The organism is Psychrobacillus sp. FSL K6-4615 (genome assembly GCF_038008225.1).
Classification (GTDB): Bacteria; Bacillota; Bacilli; order Bacillales_A; family Planococcaceae; genus Psychrobacillus; species Psychrobacillus psychrotolerans.
Map to the genome: position 1 here is coordinate 3,573,647 of NZ_JBBOYQ010000001.1, position 12,902 is coordinate 3,586,548.

General features: G+C 37.4%; 13 protein-coding genes, 1 pseudogene and 1 riboswitch. Of the genes and pseudogenes, 3 read left to right on the forward strand and 11 right to left on the reverse strand.

The window, feature by feature from the left end:
* Positions 1 to 36: 36 nt before the first annotated feature.
* The 5 genes from MKX53_RS18115 to MKX53_RS18135 all read right to left on the reverse strand — a co-directional run bounded on the left by MKX53_RS18115 (position 37) and on the right by MKX53_RS18135 (position 4,459).
* A complete protein-coding gene (locus tag MKX53_RS18115; protein ID WP_340771118.1) occupies positions 37 to 1,161 on the reverse strand; it encodes an ABC transporter ATP-binding protein in 1,125 nt (374 codons plus the stop codon).
* 5 nt (positions 1,162 to 1,166) lie between these two features.
* Positions 1,167 to 2,114 carry an ABC transporter permease gene (locus MKX53_RS18120; RefSeq protein ID WP_340764130.1) on the reverse strand — a complete coding sequence of 316 codons (948 nt, stop codon included), beginning with the start codon at positions 2,112 to 2,114 and terminating at the stop codon, positions 1,167 to 1,169.
* Positions 2,114 to 3,049, reverse strand: coding sequence for an ABC transporter permease (locus tag MKX53_RS18125; protein WP_093537902.1), 936 nt, complete (start codon positions 3,047 to 3,049; stop codon positions 2,114 to 2,116). The genes MKX53_RS18120 and MKX53_RS18125 overlap by 1 nt, the downstream gene beginning before the upstream one ends.
* Positions 3,050 to 3,061: 12 nt before the next feature.
* The gene (locus tag MKX53_RS18130; protein WP_340913041.1) at positions 3,062 to 3,886 is read right to left on the reverse strand and encodes a M55 family metallopeptidase; all 825 of its coding nucleotides are present in this window, start codon (positions 3,884 to 3,886) and stop codon (positions 3,062 to 3,064) included.
* Positions 3,887 to 4,102: 216 nt separating this feature from the next.
* Positions 4,103 to 4,459, reverse strand: coding sequence for a hypothetical protein (locus MKX53_RS18135; protein WP_340913043.1), 357 nt, complete (start codon positions 4,457 to 4,459; stop codon positions 4,103 to 4,105).
* A 243-nt stretch (positions 4,460 to 4,702) separates the two neighbouring features.
* Here MKX53_RS18135 and MKX53_RS18140 point away from each other — a divergent pair, with 243 nt between their 5' ends.
* Positions 4,703 to 6,178, forward strand: coding sequence for a BCCT family transporter (locus MKX53_RS18140; protein ID WP_340913046.1), 1,476 nt, complete (start codon positions 4,703 to 4,705; stop codon positions 6,176 to 6,178).
* A gap of 167 nt (positions 6,179 to 6,345) precedes the next feature.
* On the opposite strand, the pseudogene MKX53_RS18145 reads toward MKX53_RS18140, so the two are convergent.
* Both MKX53_RS18145 and MKX53_RS18150 read right to left on the reverse strand, forming a co-directional pair.
* A pseudogene (locus MKX53_RS18145) lies at positions 6,346 to 6,495 on the reverse strand (5-methyltetrahydropteroyltriglutamate--homocysteine S-methyltransferase); the annotation flags it as partial.
* 119 nt (positions 6,496 to 6,614) lie between these two features.
* The gene (locus tag MKX53_RS18150; RefSeq protein ID WP_340913047.1) at positions 6,615 to 7,352 is read right to left on the reverse strand and encodes a cyclase family protein; all 738 of its coding nucleotides are present in this window, start codon (positions 7,350 to 7,352) and stop codon (positions 6,615 to 6,617) included.
* Between the two features lie 94 nt (positions 7,353 to 7,446).
* Positions 7,447 to 7,549: riboswitch (SAM riboswitch) on the reverse strand.
* Between the two features lie 202 nt (positions 7,550 to 7,751).
* Between MKX53_RS18150 and corA the strand changes: the two genes are divergently transcribed.
* Entirely contained in the window at positions 7,752 to 8,714 is a 963-nt protein-coding gene (corA, locus tag MKX53_RS18155; protein ID WP_340913050.1) for a magnesium/cobalt transporter CorA, read from the forward strand.
* A 586-nt stretch (positions 8,715 to 9,300) separates the two neighbouring features.
* On the opposite strand, the gene MKX53_RS18160 is transcribed toward corA, so the two are convergent.
* The 4 genes from MKX53_RS18160 to MKX53_RS18175 all read right to left on the reverse strand — a co-directional run bounded on the left by MKX53_RS18160 (position 9,301) and on the right by MKX53_RS18175 (position 12,104).
* Complete coding sequence (locus tag MKX53_RS18160) at positions 9,301 to 10,107, reverse strand: hypothetical protein (protein WP_340913053.1); 807 nt, start codon at positions 10,105 to 10,107, stop codon at positions 9,301 to 9,303.
* 108 nt (positions 10,108 to 10,215) lie between these two features.
* Positions 10,216 to 10,593 carry a hypothetical protein gene (locus MKX53_RS18165; RefSeq protein ID WP_340913055.1) on the reverse strand — a complete coding sequence of 126 codons (378 nt, stop codon included), beginning with the start codon at positions 10,591 to 10,593 and terminating at the stop codon, positions 10,216 to 10,218.
* A 20-nt stretch (positions 10,594 to 10,613) separates the two neighbouring features.
* Complete coding sequence (locus MKX53_RS18170; protein ID WP_093537917.1) at positions 10,614 to 11,087, reverse strand: acyl-CoA thioesterase; 474 nt, start codon at positions 11,085 to 11,087, stop codon at positions 10,614 to 10,616.
* Positions 11,088 to 11,138: 51 nt separating this feature from the next.
* The gene (locus MKX53_RS18175) at positions 11,139 to 12,104 is read right to left on the reverse strand and encodes a DUF4003 family protein (protein ID WP_340913057.1); all 966 of its coding nucleotides are present in this window, start codon (positions 12,102 to 12,104) and stop codon (positions 11,139 to 11,141) included.
* Between the two features lie 91 nt (positions 12,105 to 12,195).
* On the opposite strand from MKX53_RS18175, the gene rluF reads away from it, so the two are divergent.
* On the forward strand, positions 12,196 to 12,900 hold the full coding sequence (rluF, locus tag MKX53_RS18180) for a 23S rRNA pseudouridine(2604) synthase RluF (protein WP_093537919.1): 705 nt from the start codon (positions 12,196 to 12,198) through the stop codon (positions 12,898 to 12,900).
* The last annotated feature ends 2 nt before the right edge of the window (positions 12,901 to 12,902 follow it).

Here is a 12,902-nt window from a genome sequence, read left to right on the forward strand (position 1 = left end):
ATATATGTGAATGCACTTAAGCGCGCTCATCCTATTTTAAGATAACTCTTGTAATACTTTTGCACGTTCGTCCTGAAGCCAACAATCAACCGCATGTGATTCAGATATCGTTGTCGTAAAAGGATAAACATGATCACATACTTCCATTGCATACGGACATCTTGCCGTGAAAGGACATCCTTTAGGTGGTGAAAATAAATCTGGTGGCGTCCCTTCAATTGGTTGTAATTCTTCCTCAACCAAGTCCAGACGAGGAACTGAATTTAAAAGCCCTTTTGTATATGGATGCTCCGGTGTGTAAAATATTGCACGTTTATCCCCAATTTCTACTACTTTTCCGGCATACATTACGGCAATTCGATCAGCTATTTTCGCAACGACTCCTAGGTCATGAGTAATTAATATAATGGAAATATTCGTTTTCTGTTGAATCTCTTCAAAGAGTTCTAATATTTGTGCTTGGATCGTTACATCTAGTGCGGTAGTTGGTTCATCCGCAATTAGGAGCTCCGGCTCACATATGAGCGCAATAGCAATCACAATTCTTTGTCGCATTCCTCCTGAAAATTGATGAGGAAATTGCTTTAAGCGCTCTTTAGGATTGGGAATTCCCACCAGTTCCAACATTTCTATCGCTTTTTGTTTCGCCTCTTGTTTACTTACTTTTTTATGCGTTCGAAGCCCTTCTGTTAATTGCTCCCCAATCGTGAGCGTTGGGTTTAGTGCTGTCATAGGATCTTGGAAAATCATCGATATGTCTACCCCTTGAATTTTCCGCAGTTGTGGCTTCGACATCCCCGTCAACTCTTTCCCTTTAAAAAGAACACTACCATTCTTAATAATCCCGGCAGGCTCCGGTATTAACCCCATAATGGCATTAGAAGTAACACTTTTTCCACATCCTGATTCCCCTACTATAGCCAGTGTCTCCCCTTGATGAAGATCGAAACTAACCCCCCTAACAGCTTCTACCTCTCCACCATACGTTCGAAAAGAAACTTGGAGATTATTTACCTGAAGTACTTTTACATCTGACCTTACCTTCTTTGTTTTCTTTCTATTCCTTTGCGTTTCAGAGGTACCTACTGGAAGTGATTTATCTACTTCATTAACTCGCTGTTTTACGTGTTCCTTCGCAATATCTAACTGTTGTTCATTCATCCAATCTACCTCCTAAGCTTCGGATCTAGCGCATCCTGAAGTCCGTCCCCTAGCACATTAAAGGCGAACATCGTTAAAGAAATAAACAATGCTGGGAAGAATAAGCGCCACCAATGACCAGATAATATAACAGGAAGTGCATCATTTGCCATAACACCCCAACTTGCAAATGGAGCTGCTATCCCTAAGCCTAAAAAACTTAGAAAAGCTTCCGCAAAGATTGCACTTGGAACTGTAAGAGTCATTTGAACTATAATAGGACCCATTGTATTCGGCAATAAATTTTTCCGGATAATTCTAGAGCTCTTAGCACCAAACGATTTGGAGGCTGTTACAAACTCATAGTTTTTTATTTGTAGTACCTGTCCTCGAACAATACGCGCCATTCCTACCCATCCTGTAACAGTAAGAGCTACTATGATTGTCGTTAAACTTGCCCCCATGATAACCATTAACAAAATAACAACTAACAAATGGGGTAATCCATAAAGTACTTCTACTATTCGCATCATAATGGAATCCGTACGTCCACCTTTATAACCACTAATACCACCGTAAATAATGCCAATAAAGAAATCGATAAGCGCAGCCATTACTCCTACAAATATAGAAATACGGGCGCCATACCAGGTTCTTGTAAACACATCTCTTCCTGCTTCGTCGGTACCAAACCAATGAGCAGCGGATGGAGGTTGGTTTTGGTTAGGGTAATCAGTAGCGGTAACCGAATATGGAGAAAAGATAGGACCAAATATAGCGAAAAGCATCAATAAAATGAGAAAAATTAATCCACCCATTGCCAATTTATTTTTTCGTAATCGACGCCAAGCATCTTTCCAGTAGGATAATGAGGGTCTTACAACCGTTTCTGCTCCTCCATGCTTCTTTGGTAGAGGTTGAAACCACTCATCTTTTACATGCTGTGGGGACACTACTTCTTGTGAATTTGTCATTAGGCATCCCCTTCTTTTCGATGTAATTTTATACGTGGGTCCAGTAATCCGTAGACAATATCTACAATGAATAGCATGAACACTAGAAATGCGCTATAAAACACAGTTGTACCCATGATTACGGGGTAATCTCGATTATTAATACTCTCCACGAAATATTTCCCCATACCTGGAATGGCAAAAATACGCTCGATTACAAAAGTACCTGTTAGTATTCCAGCAAGCATCGTCCCTAAAATTGTTACAACTGGCATAAGTGCATTTCTTAATGCATGGCGAACAATTATCCGTACGGGAGATAATCCTTTAGCACGGGCCATTTTAATATAATCTTGTGTAAGCACCTCTAACATACTAGATCTAGTTAAGCGAGCAATAATAGCGGTGGGTCCCGTTGCAAGGGCTATTATAGGCAATATCATATGTAACGGACTAGACCAGGTTGCTGCCGGTAGCAAGTCCCAGGTCACAGCAAGTTGTTGAATAAGTAATGTTGCAAGTACGAAGTTAGGTACAGATATACCAACTACTGCAAATGTCATGGCGAAGTAGTCTACCAGGCCATTATGTCGAAGTGCAGCAATCGTACCCAGTATGATCCCTGAAAGCAAAGCTACTAAAATAGTAGCCATCCCAAGTTCAAAGGAAATCGGGAATCCCCGCGCTAACAATTCATTTACGGATTCATTCGGCTTTTTAATAGAGGGCCCAAAGTCAAATGTGACAATGGATTTTAAATAACTTAAATATTGAATATGAAGGGGTTCGTCTAGTTTATAAAATTTTTCTAAGTTTGCTTGAATGGTAGGATTAGTCGTCCGCTCTCCCTCAAATGGAGAACCGGGTATTAAGTGCATCAATACGAAGGTTAATGTAGCAATGATGAGAATTGTCGCAATCATCATGATAAAACGCTTAACAATATATTTTCCCATTCAAAAGCCCCCTTAACAGAATTTAGCTTGTAACGCTAATTCCACCATAACAAGCATTGCTCGATATGCTTCTAAAATATCTTTCGCTTTAAACTCCACCACTGTAGTACCTTTTATAATTTCACAACCTGGCATTAAAGCTGCCCACTCCGCTTGACCATAGTTTACAAATTCAATTCTTAATACTGGTTTTTCGGGAGGAGTTAGAGGCTTAATTTGATCTCGTTTTTCTATAGCCTCCACTACTTTCTCTCTAAGCAAGGCCTGTGATTTTAAAGGATGTAACGTCTTAACAGCTGAACGAGAAATAGACTCCTTCACCACTGCAGTCACTACGCCAGGTAGAAGGTCCTCCGCTTCACTACACGCACCGTCATCTCCTGCCACCATAATAACTGGCACACCATAATATCCTGCTACAAATGCATTTAATCCAAGTTCTCCAACTACTACTTCATTTATGTACATATTACGAACCCCAAATATCATCGAGTGACTCATTACACCGGGTTGTCCAGCCCGTGAATGATAACCTGCAAAAACAGCTCCTAAATACGTTTCATCTAGTGCATGCACCATTGAATAAGGCTTAAAATCCCCTGTGATTAAGGAAGCATCTGGATGTAATTCTTCTACCAGGAGATTATTCATTTTAGAGTGACTGTCATTGACTAGTACTTCTTTTATACCTTTTGATAAAGCACCTTCCACAATGGCATTTGCTTCTTGAGTCATTATACGTCTCGCCCGTTCGTAATTATGCTTGTTGGACTCTACAAACGTGTAATCTGGCAAACCTGTTATTCCTTCCATATCGACCGATAAAAATAGCTTCATATTATTCCCCCATATCTTTCTACTTTTCTCTTTCTTTTAGAAACCGAAATAATTATAAACTTTATCAAAATATACTGAATATTACAATACATCTAAATACATAGATATTAATACCATGATTTTTTATAATTCTAATTAAAAAAAGCAAATGCACTTTTACTAAAGGCATTTGCTCCTGTTTTCTAAAAAACATACGAAAACTAGAATATAGATGAATTATCTATTCTGACCTGGGAAAAACTGTTGTTGTCCTGATTGTTGTTGCCCAAACTGTTGTCCATATGGTTGACCAAAAGGTTGTTGTTGGAACTGTCCTTGTTGTTGCATAGGAAATGCCTGTTGGCTGCCGGGTGCCATTACATTTTGGTTAGTAACTGTGTAAAAGTGCTGAGGGACGTTTACAATATGCTCTCTATTCACATTTACTATTGGATGGATAACTGGTTGCATTCTTGGTAAGAACGAATCGCGTACTCGGTATTGCGGGGGACAAACAACTGGTTGCGCAGCTGGTTGGTGCCACTGCGTTTGGTGACAGGAATTACAGGAACAGGGTTGTCGATGTTGATTCATTGTTAATTCACCTCCTTCTTGCACTACTATTAGTAAATGCAAGAGGAGAAGAAACTAACTAGACAAACATCCCCATTAAGTAAAAATAAAAACAGCTTGATAGGCTTTATTGCGAAAGAAGAAGTTTCAATCTCAGCTAAAATGGAAATACTATAAGGAATAAATATAAGTATTTTGGTTGATTCTATAATATTTTATTAGTATAGTTAAGCGTTTAAGCTAAAAACGCGAGAGAGGGAAAACATGAAAAAATTATCAAAGGTATTTTATATAACGATTGGTTTAATAGTTTTAGCTGTTGGATACGGTGCTTTAGCCCCGGAAAGTTTTGAAGCTATTACTAGTACTATTAAAACTTTCGTTGCTTCATCATTTGGTTGGTACTATATGTTACTTATGACGCTAATGTTAATATTAAGCATCTTCTTCATCTTTAGTCCCTATGGAAAAATCCGACTGGGAAAAGATTCAGATCGTCCACAATTTTCAACTATTACTTGGATTTCTATGTTATTTTCTGCTGGTATGGGAATTGGGCTTGTCTTTTATGGGGCAGCTGAACCCTTGTCCCATTTTGCCATCGATCCTGCTACAGCTGAACCAGGTACGAGTGCAGCTTTTAAAGAATCCCTTCGTCAAACCTACTTCCATTGGGGATTCCATGTTTGGGCTATGTATGGAGTTGTTGCATTATCTCTTGCATTCTTCCAATTCCGTAAGGGGGAACCAGGCTTAATCTCTTCCACTTTGAAACCAATTTTCGGCAAAAGAATGGAAGGCCCATGGGGTACTCTCGTAGATGTGCTCGCTGTCTTTGCCACAGCATTTGGCGTTGCTACTTCTCTTGGATTCGGTGCTGTTCAAATTAATGCCGGCTTAAATTACTTATTTGGCTTCAAAATTGGCATTACGTCTCAAATTATCATTATAGCGATTGTCACCGTCCTCTTTGTAGCATCTGCTTGGTCAGGATTAAGTAAAGGGATAAAATATTTGTCCAATATGAATTTACTATTAGCTCTTGCTTTACTTGGTTTTATCATTATTATGGGACCTACTTTACTGATTTTAGATATGTTTACAGATTCTTTCGGAGGTTATTTAGGGAATATTGTACAAATGAGTTTTCGTACATCCCCATTGAATGGTCATAATCGAGAGTGGCTAGACAATTGGACTATCTTCTATTGGGCTTGGTGGATCTCATGGGCACCATTCGTTAGTATGTTCATTGCTCGAGTATCTAAAGGTCGCACAATACGGGAGTTTGTTACAGGTGTTCTTGTAGCACCTACTTTACTGGGAACATTTTGGTTTTCAGCTTTTGGTACAACAGCCATTGACTTTCAGAAGAGAGGCATTGCTGATTTAGCACAAGCATCTACTGAATTGACTATTTTTGAAATGTTCCATGTGATGCCTTTCTCTACAGGTATTTCTGTTTTTGCGGTGTTATTAATTGCTTCCTTTTTCATTACTTCGGCAGATTCGGCCACTTTCGTTCTTGGTATGCAGTCGACCAACGGGTCACTGACTCCACCGAACAGAGTGAAGCTCGCTTGGGGAATCACATTATCCGTAATCGCTATTATTTTGTTATCCGTTAATGGATTAGCGGCATTACAAAATACAATTATTATTGCCGCCTTACCATTTTCATTCATAATGTTGCTTATGATTATTTCACTGTTTAAGGCTTTAAAAGCAGAAAGAAAATAATGAAAACAAATGAAATGCCAAGGGTTTATTCCCTTGGCATTTCATTTATGTTTAAACCTTTACTTTCTTTCTCATTATCAAATGAGATCCGAAAAAGAAAGTTATATTTTTACTCAGCTACAGTATTCTACAAATGAGTATGGAAAGTAGTCGAGATCTTACACGGATTATCTCCAAACTTCTCTAGAAATATCAACAATGTATTTTAACTTTTTATAACGCTGTTCTTCTGTCAGCTTATTACCATGATGTGTAGAAGCAAATCTGCAATGCGGACTAATACTCAACTGCTCAAGTAGAACATATTGAGTTGCTTCTGTGTTCAAAGAAGTCTAAAGCCCGCCAGTAAACTTTCTGGTCTTAACAAACTTCCTACATGGCCCTCTCGAAATGGTGCTTGAATAGCTGTTTGAACTGTCCATTTATCTCGCTCCTTTTATGGTAAGATTGCAAATGATCGAACTGGGAATCCAGAGGCTTTTTCTGGCTTCGGGACGATATTGAAAATAATGGCTCCTGTTGCAGGGAGCTTATCTAAGTTCGTCAATAATTCTATTTGGTAAGTGTCTTGTTCAAGCACATAATATTCTCCGTGTAATCCGCCGTTTTTTAGATAGTCCGCACTTGAATCCGTGTCGAATGTTTCGTGTCCTATAGCTTTAATCTTTCGTTCTTGAAATAAAAACTTTAAAGCTTCTAATCCCCAACCCGGCGCGTGATTATTACCCGCTGCATCCTTATTGTTAAATTCCTTTTCGTCTGGCCAACGTTTACTCCAATCGGTTCTAAGAGCGACAAATGAGCCTTCTTCGATTTTTCCGTGAGCTTTTTCAAATGTGAAAATGTCATCCACCGATAAAGTAAAATCATTATCTTCAGCCGCTTCCTTTGACTGATCAATGACGACTAATGGTAATACCAATTCTTTCAATTCGAGTTCTTCTAAGTAACGCGTATCCCTTACAAAATGTATAGGTGCATCTATATGTGTGCCGTACTGTCCTGCAAATTGAAAGCTTTGTGCAAAGAATCCATCATCATGATTAAACAATGTGTCGATTTCAGCTGCTTTAAAAGCGGCGAAATGTGGTGAATTAGCTCCAAATGTGTGTGTTAAATCTACCCACTGCTTTTCCTTCAATGTGTTGAATGCTTTTAGTAATTCCGATGACATATTGATTTCTCCCCCTATTTTTTATAGTTAAAATCAAATAAAACCCCTTCTTAGAAACAAGAAGAGGTTTACACGTCATCGGTGAATTAGTCTCTTCTTATCTTCAAGCATAACGCTTCTGGAATTAGCACAGTACAAATTTTTGCCTGTTGCTGAGGTATCATAGGGCCAAGTCCCTCCACCTCTCTTGATAAGAAATTTGTTTTATTTGATTAATACCTAGTATACAAATAGAAATTACCTAAGTCAACCATTATTTTCTTTTTATTTAGAATATACTTTTTTTAATGGTGGAAGCATCATAATTTTCTTTTCATTTCCTCTGTTTTTTAGGTACATTAATAATATGAAGACTATGAGATAATATGAAAAGAGATAGTGATGAAAAGAGGGGTATGTATGATCCATACGATTGGCATAACGACCGATCATGAAATAGTAAATGACTTTCCTATAGAAGATATAAAACGGAGAAAGTTTGAATGGTACTGGATTGACATTGCCGAGCCAACTAAAGAAGAAGAACATTTGCTTAGTTCTTTCTTTCGTTTTCATCCACTGGCAATTGAGGATTGCTTACAAAGGCTACAGCGTCCTAAAGTGGACTATTATGATGGTTATAACTTCTTTGTTTTACATTCTTTCAATGAGGAAACCTTAGAAGCGGAAGAGTTAGACATATTTGTTGGTCAAGACTATGTAGTGTCATTTCATTTCCATCCGATGCATGAAATGGAGCAAGCACGGGAGCGTATTAGACAAAATTCACAGGGCTGGGATAGAGGTGCTATCCATGCAACTTATAATATCATCGATAAAGTAGTGGATGCCTATTTTCCGATTGTCTATAAAATTGAAGGCTATTTAAATGCTGTAGAGGACAAGTTATCTTATGATATGCGCCATTTTTCTATGGATTCAGTGTTTGATCTACGAGGAGATTTGTTACGTTTAAGACGTACAGTTATTCCTATGCGAGATTTACTTTATAGAATATTAAATTCAGAACGAATGAATTTACAGCAAACGGAACACACCTACTTTGCAGATATTTATGATCATTTAATAAGACTGACGGAAATGATTGAATCTAATCGAGAGCTGACAGCTGATATACGTGATAGTCATATGTCGATAAACTCTAGTAGGATGAACCGTATCATGATGATCTTAACGATTGTATCAACTGTTTTTATACCCTTAACGTTCATTGTTGGAGTATATGGTATGAACTTTGCAAACATGCCTGAACTTGAGTGGAAATATAGTTATTTCGTAGTACTAGGTGCTATGGTCCTCATCGCTTTCTCTATGCTTAGTTGGTTCAAATACAAAGGGTGGTTTAATCTGTTTAAAGATTAATATAAGAGAATCCAGGTATAAAGGCGCCCATCCCTTGAAGGTCAAAACTGTTTCTTTCGTTTTCGAGGGACTTTGGACAAATGTCTTGCTATATGATTACCGATTGAATTTTTAGTGATATTGGTTGTGATTTGGTCACAACCAATATCACTTTTTTTCAGTAATCTTATGGCTTTATCTGCCCGTCGCCCTTCTGCAACTCTTAGAACTAGGTAAGTAAGTTTAGAGAAAAGTATTACAGAGTAGTATCCCTAATTCAACAGACAATTTTATCACTATATTAGCTTGGGCGACTCATATCATCTAAGCGAAAGGCTGCAATATCTTAAAGTTAAGTACTACACATTTTGGCGACTCCAGCGGAAAAAGCGTTAGGTGAAGACCTCGCAGCGTAACGAGGAGGCTAAGGCAATGCCCGCGGAAAGCGGCCACCTGAAACGGAAATCAGCAGTATTATTCATTCTTTTAAGTCACCCTAACTCATTGTTCACGTTACATTTTTATATACTTCCTGGGCACATATTGAGTATAGAGCATCTATTTTCTTTTAAAAAAACGAGTAAATTCTAGATGAATTTGCTCGTTTTTATTGATTGGCTGTCCAATAGTAAAACAATGCAGTAAAAGTTAGTTTTTCTGTGTGCGTTAAATTATGCGCAAGAGAGACATGGACATTCATTGCTTGGACTTCAAATGCAGGATGCGTAGCATATGGAAAAATTCCAAACCGATATGTTGCTAATCTTTGACCACCTAAATCATCAACGTCAATGTCTCCATATACACTTTTCGCTTCCATTTGAAGTAGTTTTTCGTTATTTGCATCAAATATTATAGCTCTATTTTTTAAAGAAATTAGTGGCATAACAATAGTAGTTATGTGTAGACGACTATGATCTAGCACCTTTATTTTCATAAATCTAAGCTTATTGTAAATGGTGAACGTAGACACTACCTTCTCATCCATTGTTAATAATTGATAAGTGACTGGGAAGAACATTCCCATTTTGAAAATACTAAATGTGGATAGTTTCCTTCGAAAGGGCTGTTCTTCAGTAGGACTTATTTTATATAACCGTTCGCCTGTACCGGAGACTAAATAAGTCTGAGGAATTAACGAAACGTCTCGTTGGAAATTAAGTTCCTGAATCGGAAAACTAGCTGAGTAATAATTGCTATCCACTTTTTTCTCTTTAGGCAATTTTTCTGCAGCATGTTGAAACAAAAAAGAAGAGCTATATAAAACAAGTAATGTAAAGCCAACAGCAAAATGAGTTTCAAAGTCTTGCCACATAACATCTTTGAAAACTATAAGCAAAACTATGTATATTCCTACTAAGCTTATTGATGCGAATTTTGTATATTGAGCAGATTTTTCATAAATATGTTTCAAGTTTCTCACCTCTAATAGTCTTTACGAAGAATTATCAAAATAGTTCCATCAAAATACCGAACAAAAAAACTGTAAACACACTGCTTTAAGCAATGCACTTACAGTTTTTCATTGTTTTTCCAACGCTCTTCCAAATAGCTTACCGATAAAATACCATAAAATATATATCCCAATTACTATACATACAAAGAACAGAGCACTCTCCATTTTTTCCGGAAGACCTATGGGCTCTAAGAATATTTGTATCGTTACTAACAGATAAATGATACTTGCAATACCTGCTAGTAATACGATACCGATAATAGATAGTTGCGAATAAGTTAGTTGTTTAATATGATGCCGATGCTTACTAAATTCCAAGAGGATTACGAGTATAATTGCTGTGAAAGTGATAGTAACTTCTTGAAGATAAATTGAATTGATCAAATATATGACAAGCAATATAACCATCAAATATTTGTAAAGGTCATCAATTTCTTTTAGCACTTGAGCCACTTCCTACTCTTTTAGTATTTCATTTCTAGGCGTTGCTTACGATGAGCGCGTCTAGCAGGTCCCGTTTCAAATAGACGTTTTTCCTCTTCTGTTTCTGGATGTATGCCCTTAACAGGTACAGGTTTCCCATTGTCGTCAACCGCAACCATTGTTACGTAAGACTCTGTTGTTAGTTTTTCTTCCCCTGTAAGTAGGTTCATGGACGTTACTTGAACATAAACTTCCATGGAAGAACGACCTGTAGAAGAAACAACTGCTTCTAGCTCTAATACATCCCCTACTTTAGCAGATGAAAGGAAGTCAACAGAATCTATAGAAGCTGTCACTACAGCCCCTTGTGCATGTTTCATAGAACATATCGCTGCAATTTCGTCGATAAAAGCAAGTACTCTTCCTCCAAAAATTGTTTCGTGGTGATTTGTATCTGGTGGCAATATTAAATGTGTTTGAATAGTTCTTGATTGACTCATTGGATTCGTGTTCATTATTCCTAACTCCTCTAATCTAAATAGTATATGTTTAGTATAGCATGTTCATCAATTTGAGCCAGAATTTGCTGCTGCAGCGCTTGTTGCTGCCATAGTCGAAATCATAATTGCTTGCTGTGCTTGTAAAATAAGCTCTAGAGAAGTTGCCATGGAAATTGCGGCACTTGCATAAGCTTCTTTAGAGGATCTTAAAGATAATCCGAAAGCAATGGGAAGAGCCGAGTCTTTGTACCATGAAAATAATTTCGTACTTGCAATGGATTCATAGGTTGTAACAACCTCGTTCAGTTGTTCTTCATCTAATTTTAAAGCTGCCATAAATCCAATAATCGGATATTGTGCTGCGGATGTTTTTATTTTGACGCTTTTCAAACCATTGCGGATAATAACTGCCCTATTCACCATATTTTCTTCATATTCAGGGTTAGAGTACGTGAGAACCTGTGACATCCATTGTAGTTCATTCCCTGTGTAAAATTTATGTTGCTTTAGTTCTTTATAATAGCGATTCATCGTTTCCGCTCGAACTGCAGTATCACCTTCCATCTTCCCTAGAAACATTGCATAAGGGTAGTCATCTGTAGAGGTTAAAAAACGATGATACGTCTTCATATCATCCATTAACTTTTGTGCCATCTTCAATTCAAATGGCCACTGCTCTTTTTGATCTGACATCATAAGTGCAGCTAAATAAGTATAGCTATTCATTTTAATACCAAACTGTTTTAAAGCATCTGCTTTTTCCATATACAGATTTACTGCTTGTTCCGGATCTGCTCCTGATACATCTAGAGTTGCTACAAAAAGAGGATGTAAATGTGAGCGTAAAGCAGAAAAGATTCCAGCTCTTTTTTTCAAATGACTAGACACTTCTTTATATCTATTTTCATCAAATTCTTTTTCTAAAGTTACATAATACCCTGCAAGTGACAAAGTTATACGTTTATCTACAGACCAACCTAATGTTTTTTTCAGTGCATTAAATGTTTGCTCTAATCTTTGTTCAACTGTCATACCAATCACTCCTTTTCTAATTTACGCTATTACTCTAATTTAGTTTCAACTTTTGTTATAATTAATGCATCAAGAAAAGTAGGTGTCTATAATGCGAATTAATAAATTTCTAAGTGAGGCAGGGATTACTTCTAGACGCGGTGCCGACAAGTGGATTACTGATGGAAGAGTAGTGATTAACGGAAAAACTGCAGAACTCGGTAGTAAGGTTGAAGCGGGCGATGATGTTCGAGTTGATGGCAAACAAATTGTTGTGGAGCAACCACTCGTTTATCTAGTATTAAATAAACCTGTAGGTATTACTAGCACTACAGAAACTCATATAAAAGGTAATATTGTCGACTTCGTTAATCATCCACTTCGTATTTTCCATATTGGGCGATTAGATAAAGATTCCGACGGTTTAATACTTCTGACAAATGACGGTGATATTGTAAATGAAATTCTTCGTGCAGAAAACAGCCACGATAAAGAGTATATTGTGACAGTCAATGAAAAAATCACCGACACATTTATAGAAAAAATGGCTGCCGGTGTAAATATTCTAGGAACAACAACATTGCCATGTAAAGTAAAGAAAATTGGACCAAAAACCTTTAACATTATCTTGACCCAAGGCTTAAATCGTCAAATTCGTAGAATGTGTTCCGCATTAGGGTTTTCAGTGAAAAGATTACAACGAATACGAATCATGAACATATCTATTGAAGGTCTTCCTATAGGAGAATGGAGAGAACTAACACCTACTGAAAAAACAGAGCTCTTTCAGACGCTTAACTATTCACCAAAACGGTAATA

Excerpts from the sequence above, each read along its gene's own strand:
- MKX53_RS18120 (WP_340764130.1), bottom strand. The coding sequence starts at position 2,114 with ATGACAAATTCACAAGAAGTAGTGTCCCCACAGCATGTAAAAGATGAG.
- MKX53_RS18130 (WP_340913041.1), bottom strand. The coding sequence starts at position 3,886 with ATGAAGCTATTTTTATCGGTCGATATGGAAGGAATAACAGGTTTGCCA.
- rluF (WP_093537919.1), top strand. The coding sequence starts at position 12,196 with ATGCGAATTAATAAATTTCTAAGTGAGGCAGGGATTACTTCTAGACGC.
- MKX53_RS18125 (WP_093537902.1), bottom strand. The coding sequence starts at position 3,049 with ATGGGAAAATATATTGTTAAGCGTTTTATCATGATGATTGCGACAATT.
- MKX53_RS18115 (WP_340771118.1), bottom strand. The coding sequence starts at position 1,161 with ATGAATGAACAACAGTTAGATATTGCGAAGGAACACGTAAAACAGCGA.
- MKX53_RS18140 (WP_340913046.1), top strand. The coding sequence starts at position 4,703 with ATGAAAAAATTATCAAAGGTATTTTATATAACGATTGGTTTAATAGTT.
- corA (WP_340913050.1), top strand. The coding sequence starts at position 7,752 with ATGATCCATACGATTGGCATAACGACCGATCATGAAATAGTAAATGAC.
- MKX53_RS18150 (WP_340913047.1), bottom strand. The coding sequence starts at position 7,352 with ATGTCATCGGAATTACTAAAAGCATTCAACACATTGAAGGAAAAGCAG.
- MKX53_RS18170 (WP_093537917.1), bottom strand. The coding sequence starts at position 11,087 with ATGAACACGAATCCAATGAGTCAATCAAGAACTATTCAAACACATTTA.
- MKX53_RS18135 (WP_340913043.1), bottom strand. The coding sequence starts at position 4,459 with ATGAATCAACATCGACAACCCTGTTCCTGTAATTCCTGTCACCAAACG.
- MKX53_RS18175 (WP_340913057.1), bottom strand. The coding sequence starts at position 12,104 with ATGACAGTTGAACAAAGATTAGAGCAAACATTTAATGCACTGAAAAAA.